The sequence below is a fragment of the Streptomyces sp. JB150 genome, from assembly GCF_011193355.1.
Classification (GTDB): domain Bacteria; phylum Actinomycetota; class Actinomycetes; order Streptomycetales; family Streptomycetaceae; genus Streptomyces.
The window spans coordinates 383686-406020 of record NZ_CP049780.1 but is presented as its reverse complement, the minus strand read 5'-3'; the positions used below and the strand labels follow the sequence as shown (position 1 = coordinate 406020).

Sequence of the window (22335 nt, the reverse complement as noted above, 5' to 3'; positions counted from 1 at the left end):
CATCGCGCCGCCCCTTTCGATACACCGATGTATCCGATACATTCACGCATCGAAACGGAGGTCGTCCCATGGCAGCGCCACCCCCCGCCCCGCGCATCACCAAGCGCCGCGTGCGCACCCGGGCCAACCTCCTCGACGCCGCGTTCGCCGTGTTCGCCGCCAAGGGCTTCGGACGGGTCTCCATCGAGGAGGTCTGCGAGGCCGCCGGCTACAGCCGGGGCGCCTTCTACTCCAACTTCGACAGCCTCGACGAGCTGTTCTTCGCCCTCTACCGGCAGCGCGCCGACCTCATCGCCGACCAGGTCTCCGGCGCCCTCGCCCAGGACGGCCCCGACCTCGACGTGCCCGCCGCCGTCGACCGGGTCACCGACGTGCTGCTCCTCGACCGGGACTGGCTGCTGGTGAAAACCGACTTCCTGGTGCACGCCGCCCGGCAGCCGGAGATCGCCGCGACCCTGCTGGAACACCGGGCCCGGCTGCGCGGAGCCATCGCCGACCGGCTCGCGCGCGCCCGGGGCCACACCGAGCTGCCCGCCGTGCTCGGCGACATCGACGCCGCCGCCCACGCGGTGGTCGCCGCCTACGACGGGGTCACCACCCGACTGCTGCTGGACAAGGACGTCGACGCCGCGCGGACCTGGCTGAAACAGCTGCTCACCGCGTTGCTCACGAACGGCAGCGGCACCACAGGATGAGGAAGGGACGGTCGCCATGGACGCCGACGTCATCGTCGTCGGAGCGGGCCTCGCGGGCCTGGTCGCCGCACACGAACTGACCAGCCGGGGCCGCAGGGTCGCGCTGGTGGACCAGGAGAACGCCGCCAACCTCGGCGGCCAGGCCTTCTGGTCGTTCGGCGGGCTGTTCCTCGTGGACTCCCCGGAGCAGCGCCGCCTCGGCATCAAGGACTCCGTCGAGCTGGCCTGGAACGACTGGCAGGGCAGCGCCGGGTTCGACCGCGTCGAGGACGAGGACTCCTGGGCGGTGCGCTGGGCCCGCGCCTACGTCGAGTTCGCGGCGGGGGAGAAGCGGTCCTGGCTCGCCGGGCACGGCATCGGCTTCCTGCCCACGGTCGGCTGGGCGGAGCGCGGCGACCTCACCGCGCAGGGCCACGGCAACTCCGTGCCCCGCTTCCACATCTCCTGGGGCACCGGAACCGGCGTGGTCGAGCCGTTCGTCCGGTACGCCCGGCAGGCCGTCCGCGACGGACTGCTCACCTTCCACCACCGCCACCGCGTCGACGAGCTGGTCATCGAGGCAGGCACGGCGCGCGGCGTGCGCGGCACGGTGCTCGCGCCCGACGACGCGCCGCGCGGGGTGGCCTCCAACCGGGACGCCGTCGGCGCGTTCGAACTCACCGCCCAGGCCGTGATCATCACCACCGGCGGCATCGGCGCGGACCACGACATCGTCCGCCGCCACTGGCCGCGGCGCCTGGGCACCCCGCCGGCGCACATGGTCACGGGCGTGCCGGCGTACGTCGACGGGCGGATGCTCGACATCAGCGCCGAGGCGGGCGTACGGCTGGTCAACCGCGACCGCATGTGGCACTACACCGAGGGCCTGCACAACTGGGACCCGATCTGGCCCGGCCACGGCATCCGCATCCTGCCCGGACCGTCCGCCATGTGGTTCGACGCGCTCGGCCGCCGGCTGCCCGGGTCCTGCCTGCCCGGCTACGACACCCTCGGCACGCTCAGGTACCTGCGCACCACCGAGGACATCGCCGCCTACGACCACTCCTGGTTCATCCTCACCCAGAAGATCGTCGAGAAGGAGTTCGCGCTGTCGGGCTCCGAGCAGAACCCCGACATCACCGCCAAGGACCGCGCGGCGTTCCTGCGCGAACGCGTCCTCGGCAAGGGCGCCCCCGGCCCGGTCGACGCGTTCCTGCGCCGCGGCGCCGACTTCGTGACCGCGCCCACCCTCGAACAGCTCGTCGAGAAGATGAACGGCCTCACCGACAAGCCCCTCCTCGACGCCGCCGCCATCCGCCGCCAGATCGAGGCCCGCGACCTCCAGATCGCCCACCCCTACGCCAAGGACGCCCAGGTACAGGGCATCCGCAACGCCCGCCGCTACATCGGCGACCGGCTCGGCCGGGTCGCCGCCCCGCACCGTCTGCTCGACCCGGCCGCGGGGCCGCTGATCGGCGTCAAGCTGCACGTCCTGACCCGCAAGACGCTCGGCGGCATCCAGACCGACCTCGACTCCCGCGCCCTCGGTACGGACGGCACCCCGATAGAGGGCCTGTACGCGGCCGGGGAGGTGGCGGGCTTCGGCGGCGGCGGCGTCCACGGCTACAACGCCCTGGAGGGCACCTTCCTCGGCGGCTGCCTCTTCTCCGGCCGGGCGGCCGGCCGCGCGGCGGCCCACCAGACCGGCTGAACCGCCGCTGACTCGCCGGGTCCCGTGCGACGGACCCTAGTGCTCCAGGACACCCGCCAGCACCGCCGCGTGGCTTTGCTCGGGGGACCTGACCGCGGTCAGCAGCGTCACCGGGCCCTCGCGCACCCACCCCCGGGCGCGGGCGAGGGCTTCGGCCGCCTCCGGGGCGGCCAGCTCCGCCTCGTACCGGCGGGCGAACTCCTCGTACGAGCCCTCGCCCGCGTGGTACCAGCGGCGCAGCTCGGCCGACGGGGTGAGTTCCTTGGGCCATTCGTCCACCCGGGCCGCGTCCTTCGACACGCCGCGGGGCCACAGCCGGTCCACGAGGACCCGCAGGCCGTCGTCGGGGTCCGGCGGTTCCTGGACGCGGCGCACACGGACGCTCATACGGGGACCTCCCTGGGGCTTCGGGTGCCGGGAGCCTAACCCGCGGCGAGGCGGACCGCCCGATTCCGATCGGGTCGAACGGGGTACCCCGTTCGCCTGACGGCGAAGAGGGAGGTCTTGTCATGAGCGCCTGGGACGACCTGCCGGTCGTGGACACGCTGGCCGAGCTGGCCGGGCTGGTCGAGGAGCGGCAGGACGGGCTGTACGTCCGCTGGTCACGGGGGCCCGAGGCCGACCTGGGCAAGGCGTCGAGCACCGACGAGCTGACCGGCGTCCCCATGCCGGGGCTGTCGGCCAACCCGCTCGACGTCGAGGACTGGTGGCAGGGCCGCTCGGTGCGCCTGTGGGTGGCCCGCAGGCTGTACGACTACGCCCATCTGCCGCACGAGAAGGGCCCCGGCGTGCGTCCCTGGATCCTGGAGGGCCGGGAGAACGGCCGGGGCCCCGACAACGAGCCCTTGGTGGAGGACGTCCGCCCGCTCTGCCGCCTCAGCGACGAGGTGATCGCCGAGGCACGGGCCGAGGTGGCCCGCCAGGAGAACGAGTGGGGCCCGCTGCGCCGCGGCTCTCAGCGGTGAGCCCGCCGGTTCGGCGGCTCTCAGCGGCGGGCCCACCGGCTTGAGCGAGCGGCGCCGCGCCGCTCCCGCGCCGGTGGGCCCGCCGCTGGAGCGGACGACGCTCCTCGGGGGTGTCCGCTAGCGTGCGGCGCGGCGGGAGTTCGCCCTGCGCTTCAGGGCCCTGCGTTCCGTCTCGCCGGTGCCGCCCCACACCCCGATGCTCTGGTCGGTGTCCAGCGCCCATTGCAGACACGGTTCCCGGACGGGGCAGCGCCGGCACACCGCCTTCGCCTGTTCGGTCTGCATCAACGCCGGTCCGGAGGTGCCGATCGGGAAGAAGAGATCGGGGTCCTCGTTGCGGCATTCCGCGCGCTCGCGCCAGTTGGTCATGGATGTCACCCGTGTGAGAAGTAGTGGACATGTGCCGTCGGTTGTTCGGTTCCGGGTCACCGGTCCACGCGGGGGTGAAACCCGTCAGTGCGGCGGGCGCAGGGCCTCGGCGGCCGTCGCCGTCACCGCGCGGGCGACCGCCGCGAGCGCGGGGGAGTCCAGTTTCCACTGCTGCCAGTACAGCGGGACGTCGACCGTGCGGTCCGGCGCGAGGTGCACCAGCCGGCCGGTCCGCAGCAGCGGCTCGGCCTGCACCTCGGGCACCATGCCCCAGCCGAGACCGGCGGCGACGGCCTCGACGAACCCCTCCGACGTGGGCACGGAGTGACGCAGCGGGCCCGCGCCGCCCCGGCCCCGCCGCAGCAGCCGGACGAACCCGTCCTGGAGGTCGTCGCGCCGGTCGAAGACCACGACCGGCGCGTGCGGCAGCGTCTCGGTGAGTGGTCCGCCGAGATGGCGTCCGGCGAAGTCCGGGTGCGCGACGGCGACGTACCGCATGATGCCCAGCGCGCGCACCGAGCAGCCGGTCACGGCTTCCGCCGACGACGTCACCGCTGCCATCACCAGGCCCTCCCGCAGCAGCACCGCCGTGTGGTCCTGGTCCTCGCGGCGCAGCTCGTAGCAGAGCCGCAGCTCCTCGGGGACCCGGGTGAGCGCGGTGAGGAACCAGGTCGCCAGGGAGTCCGAGTTGACGGCCACCGACACCCGGGTCGGCTCCCCGGACCCGCTCAGGCCCAGCTCGGCGCGGGCGTCCCGCTCCAGCCGGACCAGCTGCCGGGCGAGCCGTACGACGATCTCGCCGGACTCGGTCGGGCGCACCGGCTTGGTGCGCAGCAGCAGGACCCGGCCGGTGCGCCGCTCCAGCGCCTTGACCCGCTGGCTGACCGCCGACGGTGTCACGTGCAGGGCGGCGGCGGCCGCGTCGAAGGTGCCCTCGTCCACCACCGCCAGCAGGGTGCGCACCTGGTCGAGCGGCAGCTCCGGCATACCGGGCGCAAGCGTTCGGTCCTTCACAAGTGCTAAAGATAGGTAAGAATCTTTAGCTGTACGCAGGAGCACGGACTTTCTAGCGTCGGGGGCATGTCTTCCACGCTCACCGCCGCCGCCGCGGGATTCGGCACCGGCCTCTCGCTCATCGTCGCCATCGGCGCCCAGAACGCCTTCGTCCTGCGCCAGGGGGTCCGCCGCGAGGCGGTCCTCGCCGTCGTCGGGATCTGCGCCCTGTCCGACGCGCTGCTCATCGCGCTCGGCGTCGGCGGCGTCGGAGCGGTCGTGGTCGCCTGGCCGGGCGCGCTGACCGCGGTCGCGTGGATCGGGGGCGCGTTCCTGCTCGGGTACGGCGCGCTCGCCGCCCGCCGGGTGCTGCGCCCGGCCACGGCGGGGCTGCGCACGGAGGGGGAGGCCGCGACCTCACGCCGCCGGGCGGTCCTCACCTGTCTGGCCATGACCTGGCTCAACCCGCACGTCTACCTCGACACCGTCTTCCTGCTCGGCTCGATCGCCGCCGACCAGGGCCCGCTGCGCTGGACCTTCGCGATCGGCGCCGTGTTCGCCAGCCTGTGCTGGTTCTCCGCCCTCGGGTTCGGCGCCCGGCTGCTCGGCCGCTGGCTGGCCAGGCCCACCGCGTGGCGGGTGCTGGACGGTCTGGTCGCGGCCACGATGATCGTCCTCGGCCTCTCGCTCATCCTGGGCGGCTGACCCTCGCCGCCGTCTCGGAACGACGGCGTCGCCCGCCCCAACTCCCGTGCTGCGACAGGGATGGTGCACGCTGGTCCCGCAAAGATGCATCGAGCAACCAGGAAGCCCGTGGACACCAGCGACAGCAGTACCGAGCAGCAGCCCTCCGCCCCGGCGCCGGCCGAACCGCCCCGCCGGGGCCGGCGCCGCTGGGCCATGGACACCCGCCCCCTGCGGCGCCCCGCCTACCGCAGGCTGTGGTCCTCGACCATCGTCACGGCCATCGGAAGCCAGCTGACGGCCGTCGCCGTGCCCAAGCAGATCTACGACATCACCGGCTCCTCGGCCTGGGTCGGCTACGCGAGCCTCGCCGCCCTGCTGCCGCTGGTGGTGTTCGCCCTGTGGGGCGGCGCGGTCGCCGACTCCATGGACCGCCGCACCCTGCTGCTCATCACCAACAGTGGTATCGCCGTCGTCTCGCTGCTGTTCTGGGTCCAGGCGGTGGCCGGGCTGGACTCGGTGGGCGTGCTGATGGTGCTGCTCGCCGCACAGCAGGCGTTCTTCGGCCTGAACTTCCCGGCCCGTACGGCTTCCGTCGCCCGGCTGGTCCCCGAGGACGAGCTGCCCGCCGCGAACGCGCTGGGCTCCACCGTCTCGCAGACCGGCCTGGTCGCCGGTCCGCTGCTGGCGGGCGTGCTCATCCCGGTCATCGGACTGGCCGAGCTGTACCTCATCGACGCCATCGCGCTGTGCGTCACCGTGTGGGCCGTGTACCGGCTGCCCACGCTGCCGCCGCTCGGCGGCACGGCCGTACGGCGGGCGGGGCTGCGCGAGGTCGCGGCCGGGTTCCGGTACATCGCCCTGCACAAGGTGCTGCTGCTGTCGTTCCTCGCCGACATCGTCGCCATGGTCCTCGGCATGCCCCGCGCCCTGTTCCCGCAGCTCGCGTCCGAGACCTACGCCTCGTACGGCGAGGGATTCGCGCTGGGGCTGCTGTTCGCGGCGATACCCGTCGGCGCGGTGGCCGGCGGGCTGTTCTCCGGGGCGTTCTCGCGGGCCCGCCGGCACGGGCTGATGGTGATCGGCGCGGTGGTGGTCTGGGGCGTCGCGATCACCGGGTTCGGGCTGAGCACCAGCCTGTGGATCGCGGTGGCCTTCCTGATGCTGGCCGGGGTCGCGGACATGGTCTCGATGGTGTTCCGCGGCGCGATCCTGCTGTCCGCCGCCACCGACGAGATGCGCGGCCGGATGCAGGGCGTCTTCACGGTCGTCGTCGCGGGCGGACCGCGCCTGGCCGACGTGCTGCACGGCACGGCGGGCTCCGCCTTCGGCCCGCGGGCCGCCGTCACGGGCGGCGGGCTGCTGGTGGTCGTGGTGATGCTGACCCTGGCCCTGGCGGGCCCGGCCCTGCGCCGCCACCGGGTCTGACCCGGCCGCGCGGCGGTTCGCGGCGCCAGGAGTGTCCGCGGCGTCGCGCCCGGCGCCCCCTAGCTAGGAGGAGCGCCGGTGCATGGTGTACTGCTCCAGCAGCTGTACCCGGGTCGTCTCCAGCCGGTGGGCGAGGATCTCGGCGACGATGCGCATCAGCGTCATGCCGAGCCGTGGATCCTCCTCGCACAGCGCGAGCACGGGCTCGGCGTCGAACTCGTAGGCGCGGACGGGGCTGAAGGCCTCGGCGCCGAAGTCCCAGCGGTGCGGCGGGAACAGCCAGGACCAGCCCAGCAGGTCGCCGGCGCCGAGGCCGGCCACGGTCACCCGCTGGAGCGACGACACCCGCTGGTCGAGCGAGACCGCGCCGGAGCGGATCACCCAGAACCGGTCGGCGACTCCCTCCGCCTCGAAGATCCGGGCGTCCTCCGGGAAGGACACCTCCCGGGCCAGTGCCATCAGGCGCCCGCGCTGCGGCGGGGGCAGGGCGGTCAGCAGTTTGATCGCTTTGGTCATGACGCGGTGCTCCTCGCCGGCGCTCGGTTCGGGTGCGTTGCCTACGCCCATTTCAGCTGCTGCGGGCGTCGCGAGCACCTCGGCGCAGAGGAGTTCTCCGTCCTGCGGGCAGATGAAAAGCCCTGGCTGGACGGGGGAAACCAGCCAGGGCCGTAGCGGTGCCGGAGGAGGATGCCATCGACTCCGTCACCACGTATGTGTGAATCCTAAACCGTCTCTGCGTGCTGGTTGCACGCTGAACCGGGTTACGTGACCTGTTTCACTCGCGTTTCCTCCGTGTTGCGTGCACGTGTCATCCCGCGCACGCGGTCAGCACGCCGCTCGGTCGCCGCTCACCCCTCCTTCGCGTGTTTGCCCGGGGTAAGGATCTCGTCCAGCACCCCGATCACCGCCTGGAACGCCAGCGCACGCGCGGCGGCCTCGCGGGCCCGGTCCGGTTCGGCCGCCTCCAGTTCGTCGCCACGCTGCCGCCACGCCTGCTCCTCCCGTACGGCCCAAGCCCTGCCCCGCTGGATCCGCCGCACCAGCTCGTCTGAGTCCACGACATCGGTCATGACGTTCGCGTACCCCGCATTCCGGTACTCGATGGCCGTCCGGTCGGGACACGAAGGGTTTGGGTCCGCCGCCGATGGTCAGCCGAAAAGTGGGGGCAATCGGGCGGAATCGCCCGCTCCATCCCCCTCCTTCATCCCGACCGACAAGTCAGGGAGCGAGTGACGTGAGCATCCAGCAAGGGACCGAGCCCCGAGGTGAGCCACCCGGCCGGAAGGGGCCCCGAAGTGAACCGCCCGGCCGCTACGGGCCCGCCTGCCCGGGCAGCTGCCGCCCGGCCGACGTGCGCGGAGCCGTACGGCGCGCGGTGGCGCGGTGCTGCCGGGCCACCGGCGCGCGCTGCGACGAGGACGGCCTCGCGGACGCCCTGCTCGTCGCGTCGGAGCTGACCACCAACGCCATCCTGCACGGCGGCGGTGTCACCCGGGTCGACGTCGACGTCGTCGAGCACGGGGTGCGGGTGTCGGTGTGCGACCGCAGCGACCGGATGCCCGAGATCAGGTCGCCGCTCGATGACCGCGGGCGCCGGCGGGTCGGCGGCCGCGGCTGGCCGATCGTGTGCCGCCTGGCCCGCGACGTCCGGGTTACCGGACTGCCCTCCGGCGGCAAGCGCATCACCGCGGAGGTGGACGTCTTCTGACCACCATCGACCCAGGTCGGCGTCTTCTGAGCGCTTGACGCGGAGTTCCCCGCTCCGGTCCGTGTTTGTACTCCAGGCGACCGGGCAAGCGCACTTTCGTGCTTCGGACCGGAGGCGCGCCAGCGGGGAGTGGTCTGCGCTCCGGGGCCCCCGGCCGACCGGACGCACTCCGGACGCACTCCTCTTCCCGCGGTCATCAGTCCCGAGAAAGTCGCTGAGAAGACCGTTCAGGAGCGATTCCGCATGCGCATCGACACGTCGACCAGCAGCACCCCCACCTCCGGGCTCCCCACCACGCACCCCAACCGGCGACCGCACGACGACGCCCCCGAGACCGCCCACCTCTTCGCCAAGCTGGCCGAGCTGCCGGACGGTCCCGAGCGTGACGCCGTGCGCGACGAACTCGTCACGGCCTGGCTGCCGATGGCCCACCGCATCGCCGGACGGTTCCGCGACCGGGGCGAGTCCGTCGAAGACCTGCGCCAGGTGGCCGCCCTCGGACTCGTCAAGGCCGTCGACCGCTACGACCCCGAACGCGGAGCCTTCGAGAGCTACGCCGTCCCCACCATCACCGGCGAGGTCAAGCGCCACTTCCGCGACCGCATGTGGGCGCTGCGCGTCCCGCGCCGGGTGCAGGAGCTGCGCAACAAGGTGCGCGTCGCCCGCCGCGAGCTCGCCCAGAACCCCGGCACCCGCGAGCCCTCCGTCGCCGAGATCGCGGCCCACACCGGCCTCACCGAGGAGGAGGTGGCCGCCGGCATCGAGGCGCTGGAGAGCTTCAGCACCCTCTCCCTCGACGCCGAACTCTCCAACGACGAGGACGGCTACAGCCTCGCCGACACCCTCGGCGCGCCGGACAACGCCTACGACGTGGTGGTGGACCGCGAGTCCGCCAAGGAGTGCCTGCGCAACCTGCCGGAACGCGAACGCGCCATCCTCTACATGCGCTTCTTCGAGGACATGACCCAGAGCCGCATCGCCGACCGGCTCGGCATCTCCCAGATGCACGTCTCCCGGCTGATCAGCCGCAGCTGCGCCCGCGTCCGCGACGAGGCCCTGGGCCGGCGCGGCGGCGGGCGGCCGAACTCGGCGCGTACGACGGGATCGTGCACCCCGCGGCGCCGCCGCCGCTGAAGGGGGCCCGGGCAGACCCGGACAGAGGGGAGGCCGGTCCGCTCGGACCGGCCTCCCCTCTGTGCTGCGCGGGACGGGTCAGGACGCCTGTGAACGGGTGCTCTCCACGTGCGCCCGCACCTGCTCCGGCGTCATGTAGGCGTCGGTGTACTCGAAGTCCTTCAGCTTCGCGGGCTTGCGCGCCTGGAAGCCGGTGCGCACGAAGTCGTCCCCGGCGAGCGCGTTCAGCACCCAGTTGGTCATCACCCGCGTCTTGGCGACGTTGGTGCGCAGCGCCGACCAGTGGTAGCCGCGCGCGACCACCTGCGCGGGCAGCCCGTGCAGCTCCACGCCGAGCGGCTTGGACACCGCGTCCTTGCCGCCCAGGTCGACCACGAGCCCGAGATCCTTGTGGATGTACGGCTCCAATGGCGCGCCGCGCAGCGTCGCGATGACGTTGTCGGCGACCTTGCGGCCCTGCCGCATGGCGTGCTGCGCGGTCGGCGGGCACACGGTGCCGAGCCCCTTGGCGACGTCCGGCACCGCCGCGGCGTCGCCCAGCGCGAACACCCCGTCGTGGCCCGGCACGGTCATCTCGGCGGTGACGGCGAGCCGCCCGCGCACGGTCTCCGCGCCCAGCGTCGCGATGAGCGGGCTCGCCACCACACCCGCCGTCCAGATCAGGGTGCGGGTGGGCACCACCCGGCCGTCGGTGAAGGTGACCTCTTCTGGGCCCGCCTTCGCGATGGACACCCCCAGCGACACCTCGATGCCCCGCCGCTGCAGTACTTCCAGCGCGCTGCGGCCCAGCTTGTCGCCGAGTTCGGGCATCAGCTTCGGCGCGATGTCGATCAGATGCCACTTGATCAGCCGCGGGTCGAGCCGCGGATAGCGCTTCACCGCGTTGTGGGTGAGCCGCTGCAGACAGGCGGCCGTCTCGGTGCCCGCGTAACCGCCGCCGACGACCACGAACTGCAGCCGCGAGGCCCGCTCGGCGGGGTCCTGGCTCGCGTCGGCGAGGTCGAGCTGCGAGATGACGTGGTCACGGATGTAGGCCGCCTCGGCAAGGGTCTTCATGCCGAAGGCGTGGTCGGTCAGCCCGGGGATGTCGAAGGTGCGGGTCACACTGCCCGGCGCCAGCACGAGATAGTCGTACGGCTCGTTGACGGTCTCGTCGGTGATCGTGCGGATCACGCAGACCTTCGCCTTGAGGTCCACGCCGATGGCTCCGCCCGGGATGATCCGGGTGCGGTACTTGCGGCTGCGGCGCAGGGAGAGCGCGATCGACTGAGGAGTCAGCACCCCGGAGGCGACCTGCGGCAGCAGCGGCAGATAGAGCTGGTAGGAGAACGGGGTCACCAGCGTGACGTCGGCCTCGTCGGGGCCGAGCCGGCGTTCCAGGCGCCGTACGCACTCCACTCCCGCGAAGCCCGCGCCCACCACCAGGATCCTGGGTCGTGTCACGTCGTCCATCCCTTCCGCGGTGTACGCATCGATCCCACCGTGCCGGACGCCGGAGCGCCAGTCGGGCGCGGCGTGCAGATGACCGGCGGGCCTCGGCCGTAACCGCATCGCTGAAGCGGACCTTCGGTGAGCCGGCGCCGGGGCGGGGGCCGTGCCACCGGCTTCCCGCCCGGAACCGGGGTCCGGCCCGACGGGTGCCCAGCGAGCGCCGGTCGACGCCCTGTGGAGATCACCCCGTCACCACGGCAGGAACGCGTGCACGTCCTTGCCGTCCTTCCCGGGCACCACGCTCACCTGGTCGCACAGGGCGTGCAGCAGATGCCAGCCGATGCCGCCGCCGCCCGTACTGGGCCGGAACGGACGCGGCGCCGGCACCGTGGTACTGGTGTCGTGCAGGGTGACGTGCACCCCGTCGATCGCGCGGCGCAGCCGCAGTTCGAAGGGGCCCGGCGCGTACTGCACCGCGTTCGCCGCCAGCTCCGTCACCACGAGCAGGACATCGTCCCAGTGCTCGGGCAGCGCGGGCGGTGCCACCCGCGCCAGATCCCGCAGGAACGCCTCCGCGGCGAGCCGCGCACCTGTCACGTCGCGCGGCTCGCCCGGAAAGCCGATCGTGCGGCTGGGGATTCCTTGGGCAGCCAGTCTGTCGTCCCATCCCGGCTCGGTCGTCATGTCGCCATTCCCGCGTAGGGTTCGCAGGCTCTCCTCGCCACCTGTTCCGTTCCAGGTGAGCACTGGGCGAGTTCCCCGGGCCGCCGGGCCCATGCGGACCGGGTCGACCCGACTAGCGGAGCACGTCGTCCGTGTCGTCCCAGAGCGCCGGGTCCTCGGTGGCGAGCCGGGGCAGCGGTGCCCGTGCCGCGTACATCGCGTCGATGTCCGCCGCGTAGTGCCGCACGATCGCGTCCCGCCGCAGCTTCATCGACGGCGTCAGCAGGCCGTTCGCCACGTCGAAGGGCTCCGGCAGCATCCGGAACACGCGGATCGACTCCGACCGGGACACCGCGCTGTTGGCCGCGGCCACCGCCCGGGCGACCTCCTCCCGCAGCGCGTTCTCCTCCCGCGCCTCCCGCAGCGGCGCGTCCCCCGGCAGCGCCAGCGCCGCCCGCCAGTGCACCAGGAACTCCGGGTCCAGAGTGATCAGCGCACCCACGCACGGCCGGTTGTCGCCGACGACGACCGCCTGGTGGATGAGCGGATGCAGCCGCAGCCGCTGCTCCAGCGCCGCCGGGGCGACACTCTTGCCGCTGCTGGTGATGATGACGTCCTTCTTGCGCCCGGTGATCGTCAGATAGCCCTCGGAGTCCAGCTGCCCCAGGTCCCCGGTGGCCAGCCAGCCGCCGCGCAGCGCGGCCATCGTGGCGGCCGGATCACCCAGATAGCCCTGGAACAGCGACGGTCCGCGCACCAGGATCTCCCCGTCGGCGGCCACCCGGATCTCCGTGCCCGGCAGCGCCTGCCCCACGGTGCCCGACTTCTCCCGGCCGAGCGGCTGCATGGTGATGCCGCCGCCGGTCTCGGTCAGCCCGTAACCGTCGTGCACATAGATGCCGATGCCCTCGAAGAACAGCGACAGCTCACGGCTGAGCGGCGAGCCGCCCGAGGTGGCCCGGCTCACCCGGCCGCCGAGCGCCGCCCGCAGCCGCCGGTAGACGGCCCGCTCGTACACCGCGTGCTGGAGCCGCAGTTCCATCCCCGGCCCCGAGCCCCGGCCCAGCCGCTGCCGCTCGGAGGCCGCCGCGAACGCCCGCGCCGTCTCCGCCGCCCGCTCGAACAGCGCCCCGCGCCCCGACTGCTGCGCCGTCCGCAGGAACGTCTTGTACAGCTTCTCGAACAGCGACGGCACGGCGTGGAAGTACGTCGGCCGGAACGAGCGCAGCGCGCTGCTCAGGGCCGCCTCGGTCACCTCCGGCTCATGCCCCAGCACCATCCCGCCGCGCACGCACAGACCCTGCACCATCAGGCCGTACACATGGGAGAACGGCAGGAAGACCAGGATCCGGCCCTGTTCGCCCGGCGGCGCAGCCGTGTGGCCCCAGCCCGCGAGCAGGGTGTCGCAGACGCTCGCCAGGGCGCGGTGGCTGAGCATGCACCCCAGCGGGCGGCCCGAGGCCCCCGAGGTGTAGGCGACGACCGCCGTCGCGTCCGGCAGCACGATCCGGCGCAGCGAGTCGACCGTCTCCGGCGGGATCACCTCGCCGCGCGCGGCCAGGTGCGCGAGTCCGCCCGCGTCCAGCTGCCACACGTGCCGCAGCGCCGGCAGCCCCGCGCACACCGAGCCGACCGTCATCGCGCCGTGCTCGTCCTCCACCACCACCGCCGTGCACGCCGCGTCCCGCAGGATCCACTCGACCTGCTCGCGCGACGCGCTCGGATACACCGGCACCACCTCGGCGCCCACCGCCCACAGCGCGTAGGCGAGCACCGTCCACTCGTACCGGGTGCGCGCCATCACCGCGACCCGCCGGCCCGGCGCGATCCCCGAGGCGATCAGGCCGCGCGCCAGATCGACCACCTCGTCCCGCAGCTCGGCCGCGGTCACCTCCACCCAGTGATCGGCGGACGCGTCCGGGCGGTACGCCGCGAGCGGCAGGGCCGGTTCGCGCTCGGCTCTCTCGAAGAGGCTGTCGGCGAGCCCGCCGGTCAGCGCGGGCGGCATGGTCGGGGGAGCGAGTGCGACATCGCGCATGCGCTGCTCCTGAGGTGTACGGGCCGTGACGTCGCCGACGAGGACCGTCATCGGCGCTGGTCGAATCTAGCGGTCGGCGGGCCCGTGTGGAGGCCGGTCCGCGGAAGTGGGACCCGATCGATGATTTCGGCGGGATCGGGGGACTCGGAGCATATGACTCATGTCAACCCAGACCCGGAACCCGAGCGGACGACAGGCCTCGAACCGGGCGGCGGCGTGCCCCCCGGGGAGACCCCGCCCGCCGAGAGCAGCATGCCGGAGGCCGGCCCCCGGGAGACGCACAACCCGACCAAGGGCTGGGCCAAGGGCCCGCTGACAGTGATCATCGTGCTGGCGGTCCTGGTGGCGGCGTTCTTCGTGGCCTACGCCGTGGTCCTGATGCTCTAGCCCGCGGCGCTCGCGGCGCCCGCGGCCTGCGGGAGTCGCGGGATCGCGCTGTCGCGGCATGGCCCACGCCCGCCGCGCGCGGACCCGCGCGCGGCGCGGGGGAGCTACGCCCTCCTGCCCTGACGTTCAGGGCGCGTCGCCCTGGTGCAGGGCCCCGTGGTCAGCCCGTCTCGCCCTGGGTGCGGCGCACGCACTCGGCGACGACCTCGCGGAGGCTGTCCGTCCGCTTCAGCGTCTCGCGCTGCACGCGGGCGCCGTTGCCCTCCCGGAACAGCCGGGCACAGGTCTCGCGCGCCCGGTCCAGGTCACCGGTCTCCTTGAGCGCGTCCGCGACGTGGTCCAGCAGGGCGCCGACGACCGTTTCGGCCGGCGCGGGCCGCATCCCGGCGGGCAGCAGCAGGTCGCCGGTGAGCCCGGAGCGGGCGGCGCGCCACCCGGCCAGCCGCAGGACGCTCACCCCGAGATCGGCCGGCGGCCGTCCCGCGCGCCAGTCCCGCGCCGCCGTCTCCACCAGCCCCCGGGCGAGGGTGGCGATCAGCACGGCGGTGTCCGCCTCCAGGCACACGTCGGAGACCCGTATCTCCACCGTGGGATAGCGCTCGGACAGCCGGGCGTCGAAGTACACCATCGCCTCGTCGAGCAGCGTGTCCGTCGCCATCATGTCCGCGACGCGCCGCCGGTAGCGCTCCGCCGAGCCGAACAGCTCGGTCGGGCCGGCCGACGGCCAGCGCTGCCAGACCCGGCTGCGGTAGCTGCTGTAACCGGTGTCCTTGCCCTGCCAGAAGGGCGAGTTGGCGCTCAGCGCGGACAGCACCGCGAGCCACGGCCGCAGCCGGTCCACGACCGCCACGCCCTCCTCGTCCGATTCGACGGCCACATGGACGTGGCAGCCCAGGACCATCTGTTCGCGGGTGGCGATCCCGTACTCCCGCTCCATCCACTGATAGCGCTCGTTCGCGCCCACGGACGGGCTCACCGGCAGCGGGGACGTGGCCAGCGCGGCGACCGCGCAGCCTATCCCCTCCGCGTGCCGGGCGGCCTCCCGGCGGCAGCGGACGATCTCCGCGCCCAGCGCCGCCATGTCCGTCTGCGGATGCGTCGCGAACTCCAGCATCTGATCGTAGAGTTCCTTCTCGAACACATCCTGTTCGGCGTCCTCCTGAACCGCGCGGGCCAGCACGGCCGCCGAGCGGGCCCGTGGCTCGCCGGTCTCCGGATCCACCAGGAGGAGCTCCTCCTCCACACCGACGGTGCGCACCTGTGCCCGCCTTTCCGACGCTCTGCCGAGGTGGGAGGACCCTCCTCCCGTAGCCCTCGACTGCCCCGGCGGCGGCGGTTCACACCGGCACGGGCGTCAGCCAGACCGTGGCCAGTGGCGGCAGGGTGATCCGGACGTGGCCGTCCTCGGGCTCGACCGGACCGGGGTTGGTGACGTCGCTGCCGCCGTAGCGGGCCGCGTCGGTGTTCAGGATCTCCTGCCAGGCGACGACGTCGTCCGGGGCCCACAGGCGGTAGTCGTGGCGGACGACGGGGGAGAAGTTGCTGACCGCGAGGAGCGGGCTGCCGTCGGCGGCGTACCGCAGGAACGCGAAGACGTTGTCGTCGGCCGCGTCGCACGCCACCCACCGGAAGCCGGCCGGGTCGGTGTCCCGCTGCCACAGGGCCGGACTGCGCCGGTAGTGGGCGTTGAGATCGCGCACCAGGTCCTGCACGCCGCGGTGGTCACCCGCCGCGCAGTACCCCTCGTCCAGCAGCCACCACTCGGGGCCGTGCGCCTCCGACCACTCGCCGCCCTGCGCGAACTCCTGGCCCATGAAGAGCAGTTGTTTGCCCGGATGGGCCCACATGAAGCCCAGATAGGCGCGGTGGTTGGCGCGCCGCTGCCACCAGTCGCCGGGCATCTTGGAGACCAGGGCCTGCTTGCCGTGCACGACCTCGTCGTGGGAGATCGGCAGGACGTAGTTCTCGCTGTAGGCGTACACCATCGAGAAGGTCATCTCGTGGTGGTGGTACTTGCGGTGCACGGGCTCCTTGCTCATGTACTGGAGCGAGTCGTGCATCCAGCCCATGTTCCACTTCAGCCCGAACCCCAGCCCGCCGCCGTCGGTGGGCCGGGTCACCCCGCCCCACGCGGTGGACTCCTCCGCGATGGTCACCACGCCGGGCACCCTGCGGTACACGGTGGCGTTCATCTCCTGGAGGAACGTCATCGCCGCCAGGTCCTCCCGCCCGCCGTAGGCGTTGGGGGACCACTGGCCGTCCTCGCGGGAGTAGTCGAGGTAGAGCATCGAGGCGACCGCGTCCACCCGCAGCCCGTCGATGTGGAACTCCTCGCACCAGTAGACGGCGTTGGCGACCAGGAAGTTGCGCACCTCGGTGCGCCCGTAGTCGAACTCGTACGTGCCCCAGTCCGGGTGCTCCGCCCGCTGCGCGTTCCCGGGCTCGTACAGCGGATCCCCGTCGAACCGGGCCAGCGCCCAGTCGTCCTTCGGGAAGTGCGCCGGCACCCAGTCCATGATCACGCCGATGCCCGCCCGGTGGCAGGAGTCGACGAAGTAGCGGAAGTCGTCCGGGCTGCCGAGCCGCGGGGCCGGCGCGTAGTACGACGTCACCTGGTAGCCCCACGACCCGCTGAACGGGTGCGCGGCCACCGGCATCAGCTCCACGTGCGTGAAGCCCATGTCCCTCACGTACGCGGGCAGCTCCTCGGCGAGCTGCCGGTAGGTCAGCCCCGGCCGCCACGACGGCAGGTGCACCTCGTAGACGGAGAACGGCGCCTCGTGCACCGGCGTGTCCGCGCGGTGCGCCAACCACTCCTGGTCGCCCCACTCGTAGCGCGAGCGGGTGACGACCGACGCCGTGTCCGGCGGCAGCTCCGCCTCCCGGGCCATCGGGTCCGCCTTCAGGAACCGGCCGCCGTACTGGGAGGTGATCTCGAACTTGTACCGGGTGCCCTCGCCGATGCCCGGCAGGAACAGCTCCCACACCCCGGAGGCGCCCAGCGACCGCATCGGGAACGCCGTCCCGTCCCAGTGGCAGAAGTCCCCGGCGACCCGCACCCCGCGCGCGTTCGGCGCCCACACCGTGAACCGGGTGCCCGCCACGCCCTCGTGGACCATCGGCTCGGCCCCGAGTGCCTTCCACAGCTGCTCGTGCCGGCCCTCGCGGATCAGATGCAGGTCCAGTTCGCCGAGCGCCGGCAGGAACCGGTACGGGTCGTGCGTCTCCCGCTCCCCGTCCCCGTACGAGATCAGCAGCGTGTACGCCGGGATCTGCGCACAGGGCAGGACGGTGGAGAACAGGCCGTCGCCCTCCGAGACCAGGGGGTGGCGCACCCCGTCGACCAGGGCGGTCACCGACTCGGCGAACGGGCGCAGCGCCCGCACGGCCACCCCGCCCGGCACGGGGTGCGCGCCGAGCAGGGCGTGCGGGTCGTGATGCGACCCGGACAGCAGCCGGTCCCGGTCGGCCGGGTCCAGCGGGGGAGCCGTCCCGCCCGGCTGGTACGCGGCCGGGGCGGAGCTCTCGGGGAGTGCGGGGTTCTCGGGGAGTGAGGTGTCGCGCAGCGCCACGGTGTCAGTCTCCTCTCACGGCGAGTCGTTCGATCGCCGCCATCGGCACGGGGAGCCAGTCCGGACGGTGTCTGGCCTCGTAGAGCACTTCGTAGACGGCCCGGTCGGTCTCGTAGGCCCGCAGCAGGCCGTGCTTCTTGCGGGGGTCCCAGCCGGCGCGCGCCGCGTAGCCCGCGCAGAACGCCTCCCGGCAGCGGCGCGCCCACTCGGGGCGCCAGGGCCGGCGCTGCCGGGCCGCGTAGTCGAAGGACCGCAGCATGCCCGCGATGTCCCGGACCGGGGACTGGGCGCTGCGCCGCTCGGCGAGCGGCCGGGACGGTTCGCCCTCGAAGTCGATGACGAACCACTCGCGGCCCGCGCGCAGCACCTGGCCGAGGTGCAGGTCGCCGTGGATCCGCTGGGCGGGCGGTCCCGGATCGCAGGTCGTGAGCGCGCTGAACGCGCCGCGCAGCCCCGGCACGTACGGCCGCAGCGCGGGCACGCTGTGCGCGGCGGCGTCCAGCCGCTCGGTCATCGCCGCCGCCGTGCGCGCGTTCTCGCCGGGCGCGCCGGTCGGGAACGCGGCGGCCAGCGCCAGGTGGACGTCCGCGGTGGCCCGGCCCAGTTCCCGGGCGTGGGCGGTGAAGTCCGTGCCGGTCGCGAGGGCGTTCAGGGCGAGCGTCCAGCCGTCGGCCGCGTCCCGCAGGAACGGCTGGAGCACGCCCAGCGTCGCCGGCTGCGGCTGGGTGGTGCGGAACCACGCCACCGGCGCGGGCACCCGCGCACAGCCCTGCCCGGCCAGCGCGACCGGCACCTCCAGGTCCGGGTTGACGCCCGGCTGGATCCGCCGGAACACCTTCAGGATGAACTCGTCGCCGTACACCAGCGAGGAGTTCGACTGCTCGGCGTCCAGCACCCGCGGCACCAGCCCGGCCGGCACCGGCTGGGCCGGGTCGCCCTCGAAGCGCAGCGGGCCCGCCGAGCCCGGGTGCCGCAGCCGCTCCAGCAGCAGCTGCGCCGAACGGGGGTCGAGGAGGGCGTCGAAGATCGTCAGACCGGCCAGCGGGCCCTCCTGGGCGCGCCCGATCAGGGCCCGGCCCAGCCGCGGCGACGGATGCTCCTGCACGCCGAGGAACAGCTGGTAGATGTCCCCGGGAGGCGGGGTGCCGCCGGGTGCGGGCACGCCCGCGTGACCGCCGTGGCCGCCCGCGTGACCGGCGTGCACCAGCAGGTGCAGACAGCCCGGGAACAGCTCGGTCAGGGACAGCAGCCGCAGATCCGTGACCGGACGGTCCTTCCCCGCGAACCACCGCTGCCTCGGCAGCCACGCCCGCAGCAGGCCGTCGAGCGAGGCCATGGGCCGGACGAGCCCGGCCCTGCCGCTGCCGCTCGGTCGGAGGTATGCGGTCTTCGTCATGGTGACGCCTCCTTTCGTCGGCGCACGCTCACGGGCGTCGGCGTCACAGCCGGCGGCCGATGCGAGATGCGACTCGGACGAGCCGGAACCAGTAGAAGCCGTGGCCCCCGAGGGTCAGCAGATAGGGGAGTTCGCCGATGGCGGGGAAGCGGACCCCGCCGAACAGCTCGACCGGGTGGCGGCCGGCGAACTCGCGCAGGTCCAGCTCGGTCGGCTGGGCGAACCGCGCGAAGTTGCTCACGCACAGCACCAGGTCGTCCTCGTACTCCCGCAGGAAGGCGAGCACCGCGGGGTTGGACGACTGGAGCTCCCGGAACGAGCCGAGGCCGAAGGCGGGGTTCTGCTTGCGGATCTCGATCATGCGCCGGGTCCAGTGCAGCAGCGACGAGGGCGATGCCATGGACGCCTCGACGTTGGTGACCTGGTAGCCGTAGACCGGGTCCATGATCGTGGGGAGGAAGAGGCGGCCGGGGTCGCAGGTGGAGAAGCCCGCGTTGCGGTCGGGTGTCCACTGCATGGGGGTGCGGACGGCGTCCCGGTCGCCGAGCCAGATGTTGTCGCCCATGCCGATCTCGTCGCCGTAGTAGAGGATTGGCGAGCCCGGCAGGGACAGCAGCAGGGCGGAGAACAGTTCGATGGTGTGGCGGTCGTTGTCGAGGAGGGGCGCGAGCCGCCGGCGGATGCCGATGTTGGCGCGCATCCGCGGGTCCTTGGCGTACTCGGCCCACATGTAGTCGCGCTCTTCGTCGGTGACCATCTCCAGGGTCAGCTCGTCGTGGTTGCGCAGGAAGATGCCCCACTGGCAGCCGGACGGGATCGCCGGGGTCTTGGCCAGGATCTCGGAGACGGGGTAGCGGGACTCGCGCCGCACGGCCATGAAGATGCGCGGCATGACCGGGAAGTGGAAGGCCATGTGGCATTCGTCGCCGCCGCTGGCGTAGTCGCCGAAGTAGTCGACGACGTCCTCCGGCCACTGGTTGGCCTCGGCCAGCAGCACGGTGTCCGGATACATCGCGTCGATCTCGCGGCGGACCCGCTTCAGGAACTCGTGGGTCGCCGGGAGGTTCTCGCAGTTGGTGCCGTCCTCGGCGTACAGGTACGGCACGGCGTCCAGGCGGTAGCCGTCGATGCCCAGGTCCAGCCAGAACCGCAGGGCCGCCAGGATCTCCTCCTGCACGGCGGGGTTCTCGTAGTTGAGGTCCGGCTGGTGGGAGAAGAAGCGGTGGAAGTAGTACTGGCCGCGGACCGGGTCGAAGGTCCAGTTGGAGACCTCGGTGTCGACGAAGATGATCCGCGCGTCCTGGTACTGCTTGTCGTCGTCGGCCCACATGTAGTAGTCGCCGTAGGGGCCGTCCGGGTCCTTGCGGGACTCCTGGAACCACGGGTGCTGGTCACTCGTGTGGTTCATGACGAAGTCGATGATGACCCGCATGCCGCGCTGGTGGGCGGCGTCCACGAACTCCACGAAGTCCGCCAGGTCACCGAACTCGGGCAGGACCGCGGTGTAGTCCGAGACGTCGTACCCGCCGTCCCTGAGCGGGGACTGGAAGAAGGGCGGCAGCCACAGACAGTCGACACCGAGCCACTGCAGATAGTCCAGTTTGGCGGTCAAACCCTTGAGGTCGCCGACGCCGTCGCCGTTGCTGTCGTGGAAGGAGCGCACCAGCACTTCGTAGAAGACGGCGCGCTTGAACCACTCCGGGTCACGGTCCTTGGCGGGCGTGTCCTCGAAGGTGTCCGGGACGGGCTCGTTGACAGTCATGACGCTGCTGACCCTCCGATCTGCGGCGCGGCGGGGGACCGCTGGACGTGGAGCACATGGGCCGGCGCGCGGCCGGGCTCCAGACGCACGTAGTTCGTGCTGCCCCAGTGATAGGTCTCACCCGTCAGTTCGTCGTGCACCGACACGGCCTCGTGCGGGGCCAAACCGAGTTGCGGCAGGTCCAGCGTGACCGTGGCCTCCTGGGTGTGGTGAGGGTCGAGGTTCGCGACCACCAGAACCGTGTCGGAGCCGGACCGCTTGGAGTACGCGATCAGCGCGTCGTTGTCGGTCCGGTGGAAGTGCAGGGTGCGCAGCCGGTGCAGCGCGGGGTGGCGGCGCCGGATGTCGTTCAGGCGGGTGATGAGGGGCGCGATGGTGCGCCCCTCGCGCTCGGCCGCCGCCCAGTCGCGGGGCCGCAGCTGGTACTTCTCCGAGTCCAGGTACTCCTCGCTGCCTTCCCGCAGGGGGGTGTTCTCGCCCAGTCGCGGGGCCGCAGCTGGTACTTCTCCGAGTCCAGGTACTCCTCGCTGCCTTCCCGCAGGGGGGTGTTCTCGCACAGCTCGTAGCCGGAGTAGACGCCCCAGGTGGGGGAGAGGGTCGCGGCGAGGACGGCGCGGACCTCGAAGGCGGGGCGGCCGCCGTGCTGGAGGTAGGCGTGCAGGATGTCGGGGGTGTTGACGAAGAAGTTGGGCCGCATGTAGGAGGCGGCCTCACCGGACAGCTCCGTCAGGTACTCCGTCAGTTCCTGCTTGGTGTTGCGCCAGGTGAAGTAGGTGTACGACTGCTGGAAGCCGATCTGGGCCAGGGTGCGCATCATCGCCGGGCGGGTGAACGCCTCGGCCAGGAAGATAACGTCCGGGTCGGTGCGGTTGATCCGCCCGATGACCCGTTCCCAGAAGACGACCGGCTTGGTGTGCGGGTTGTCCACCCGGAAGATCCGCACCCCGTGGTCCATCCAGAACCGCAGGATCCGCTCGGTCTCGGCGACCAGGCCGTCCATGTCCCGGTCGAAGGCGATGGGGTAGATGTCCTGGTACTTCTTCGGCGGGTTCTCCGCGTAGGCGATCGACCCGTCCGGGCGGTGGTGGAACCACTCCGGGTGCTTGTCCACCCACGGGTGGTCCGGCGAGCACTGCAGCGCGAAGTCCAGGGCGATCTCCAGGCCCAGATCGCGTGCCTGTGCGACGAACCAGTCGAAGTCCTCGATGGTGCCCAGGTCGGGGTGGACGGCGTCGTGACCGCCCTCGGGCGAGCCGATCGCCCACGGGACGCCCACGTCCTGCGGGCCCGCGGAGAGGCTGTTGTTCGGGCCCTTGCGGAACGTCGTCCCGATCGGATGGATCGGCGGCAGGTAGACGACGTCGAACCCCATCCCCGCGATCGCCGGGAGACGCCGGGCGGCCGTGCGGAACGTACCGTG

General features: G+C 72.5%; 20 protein-coding genes and 1 pseudogene. 8 read left to right on the top strand and 13 right to left on the bottom strand.

Annotation, left to right across the window (positions count from 1 at the left end; translation table 11 throughout):
- Window positions 1-68 precede the first annotated feature (68 nt).
- Window positions 69-695 carry a TetR/AcrR family transcriptional regulator gene (locus tag G7Z13_RS01860; RefSeq protein ID WP_165995385.1) on the top strand — a complete coding sequence of 209 codons (627 nt, stop codon included), beginning with the start codon at window positions 69-71 and terminating at the stop codon, window positions 693-695.
- Window positions 696-711: 16 nt separating this feature from the next.
- On the top strand, window positions 712-2385 hold the full coding sequence (locus G7Z13_RS01855) for an FAD-binding dehydrogenase (protein WP_165995382.1): 1674 nt from the start codon (window positions 712-714) through the stop codon (window positions 2383-2385).
- A 36-nt stretch (window positions 2386-2421) separates the two neighbouring features.
- On the opposite strand, the gene G7Z13_RS01850 is transcribed toward G7Z13_RS01855, so the two are convergent.
- On the bottom strand, window positions 2422-2772 hold the full coding sequence (locus tag G7Z13_RS01850) for a DUF488 family protein (protein WP_165995380.1): 351 nt from the start codon (window positions 2770-2772) through the stop codon (window positions 2422-2424).
- 122 nt (window positions 2773-2894) lie between these two features.
- On the opposite strand from G7Z13_RS01850, the gene G7Z13_RS01845 reads away from it, so the two are divergent.
- On the top strand, window positions 2895-3350 hold the full coding sequence (locus tag G7Z13_RS01845; protein WP_165995378.1) for a DUF6098 family protein: 456 nt from the start codon (window positions 2895-2897) through the stop codon (window positions 3348-3350).
- A gap of 117 nt (window positions 3351-3467) precedes the next feature.
- Here G7Z13_RS01845 and G7Z13_RS01840 read toward each other — a convergent pair whose 3' ends face one another.
- Together G7Z13_RS01840 and G7Z13_RS01835 are read right to left on the bottom strand one after the other, a co-directional pair.
- The gene (locus G7Z13_RS01840) at window positions 3468-3719 is read right to left on the bottom strand and encodes a WhiB family transcriptional regulator (protein WP_165995376.1); all 252 of its coding nucleotides are present in this window, start codon (window positions 3717-3719) and stop codon (window positions 3468-3470) included.
- Between the two features lie 84 nt (window positions 3720-3803).
- Entirely contained in the window at window positions 3804-4706 is a 903-nt protein-coding gene (locus tag G7Z13_RS01835; RefSeq protein ID WP_165995374.1) for a LysR family transcriptional regulator ArgP, read from the bottom strand.
- 93 nt (window positions 4707-4799) lie between these two features.
- On the opposite strand from G7Z13_RS01835, the gene G7Z13_RS01830 reads away from it, so the two are divergent.
- Both G7Z13_RS01830 and G7Z13_RS01825 read left to right on the top strand, forming a co-directional pair.
- Window positions 4800-5417: a LysE/ArgO family amino acid transporter gene (locus G7Z13_RS01830; RefSeq protein WP_165995372.1), complete on the top strand. Its 618-nt coding sequence runs from the start codon at window positions 4800-4802 to the stop codon at window positions 5415-5417.
- A gap of 84 nt (window positions 5418-5501) precedes the next feature.
- Window positions 5502-6824, top strand: coding sequence for an MFS transporter (locus tag G7Z13_RS01825; RefSeq protein WP_165995370.1), 1323 nt, complete (start codon window positions 5502-5504; stop codon window positions 6822-6824).
- A 63-nt stretch (window positions 6825-6887) separates the two neighbouring features.
- Here G7Z13_RS01825 and G7Z13_RS01820 read toward each other — a convergent pair whose 3' ends face one another.
- Together G7Z13_RS01820 and G7Z13_RS01815 are read right to left on the bottom strand one after the other, a co-directional pair.
- Complete coding sequence (locus G7Z13_RS01820) at window positions 6888-7340, bottom strand: cyclic nucleotide-binding domain-containing protein (RefSeq protein WP_165995368.1); 453 nt, start codon at window positions 7338-7340, stop codon at window positions 6888-6890.
- Between the two features lie 332 nt (window positions 7341-7672).
- A complete protein-coding gene (locus tag G7Z13_RS01815; protein WP_165995366.1) occupies window positions 7673-7894 on the bottom strand; it encodes a hypothetical protein in 222 nt (73 codons plus the stop codon).
- Between the two features lie 164 nt (window positions 7895-8058).
- On the opposite strand from G7Z13_RS01815, the gene G7Z13_RS01810 reads away from it, so the two are divergent.
- The gene (locus G7Z13_RS01810) at window positions 8059-8532 is read left to right on the top strand and encodes an ATP-binding protein (RefSeq protein ID WP_240926083.1); all 474 of its coding nucleotides are present in this window, start codon (window positions 8059-8061) and stop codon (window positions 8530-8532) included.
- A 243-nt stretch (window positions 8533-8775) separates the two neighbouring features.
- Window positions 8776-9666 carry an RNA polymerase sigma factor SigF gene (locus tag G7Z13_RS01805; protein ID WP_165995363.1) on the top strand — a complete coding sequence of 297 codons (891 nt, stop codon included), beginning with the start codon at window positions 8776-8778 and terminating at the stop codon, window positions 9664-9666.
- A 78-nt stretch (window positions 9667-9744) separates the two neighbouring features.
- Here the strand turns inward: G7Z13_RS01805 and G7Z13_RS01800 are convergent, their stop codons facing one another.
- From G7Z13_RS01800 to G7Z13_RS01790, 3 genes are all read right to left on the bottom strand, one after another.
- On the bottom strand, window positions 9745-11118 hold the full coding sequence (locus G7Z13_RS01800) for an NAD(P)/FAD-dependent oxidoreductase (RefSeq protein WP_165995361.1): 1374 nt from the start codon (window positions 11116-11118) through the stop codon (window positions 9745-9747).
- Window positions 11119-11346: 228 nt separating this feature from the next.
- Window positions 11347-11781, bottom strand: coding sequence for an ATP-binding protein (locus tag G7Z13_RS01795; RefSeq protein ID WP_165995358.1), 435 nt, complete (start codon window positions 11779-11781; stop codon window positions 11347-11349).
- Window positions 11782-11893: 112 nt separating this feature from the next.
- On the bottom strand, window positions 11894-13798 hold the full coding sequence (locus G7Z13_RS01790) for an AMP-dependent synthetase/ligase (protein ID WP_165995356.1): 1905 nt from the start codon (window positions 13796-13798) through the stop codon (window positions 11894-11896).
- A 153-nt stretch (window positions 13799-13951) separates the two neighbouring features.
- On the opposite strand from G7Z13_RS01790, the gene G7Z13_RS01785 reads away from it, so the two are divergent.
- A complete protein-coding gene (locus G7Z13_RS01785) occupies window positions 13952-14185 on the top strand; it encodes a DUF6480 family protein (protein ID WP_165995354.1) in 234 nt (77 codons plus the stop codon).
- 160 nt (window positions 14186-14345) lie between these two features.
- Here the strand turns inward: G7Z13_RS01785 and G7Z13_RS01780 are convergent, their stop codons facing one another.
- The 5 genes and pseudogenes from G7Z13_RS01780 to G7Z13_RS01760 form a co-directional block, all read right to left on the bottom strand.
- Entirely contained in the window at window positions 14346-15443 is a 1098-nt protein-coding gene (locus tag G7Z13_RS01780; protein ID WP_165995352.1) for a glutamate--cysteine ligase, read from the bottom strand.
- A gap of 79 nt (window positions 15444-15522) precedes the next feature.
- Window positions 15523-17757, bottom strand: coding sequence for a 1,4-alpha-glucan branching enzyme (gene glgB / locus G7Z13_RS01775; protein WP_165995351.1), 2235 nt, complete (start codon window positions 17755-17757; stop codon window positions 15523-15525).
- A 4-nt stretch (window positions 17758-17761) separates the two neighbouring features.
- Window positions 17762-19153, bottom strand: a complete 1392-nt coding sequence (locus tag G7Z13_RS01770) for a maltokinase (RefSeq protein WP_165995349.1) — start codon at window positions 19151-19153, stop codon at window positions 17762-17764.
- 43 nt (window positions 19154-19196) lie between these two features.
- A complete protein-coding gene (gene treS / locus G7Z13_RS01765; protein WP_165995347.1) occupies window positions 19197-20915 on the bottom strand; it encodes a maltose alpha-D-glucosyltransferase in 1719 nt (572 codons plus the stop codon).
- Window positions 20912-22335: pseudogene (locus tag G7Z13_RS01760) on the bottom strand (alpha-1,4-glucan--maltose-1-phosphate maltosyltransferase); the annotation flags it as partial. The pseudogene G7Z13_RS01760 and the gene treS, both read right to left, overlap by 4 nt.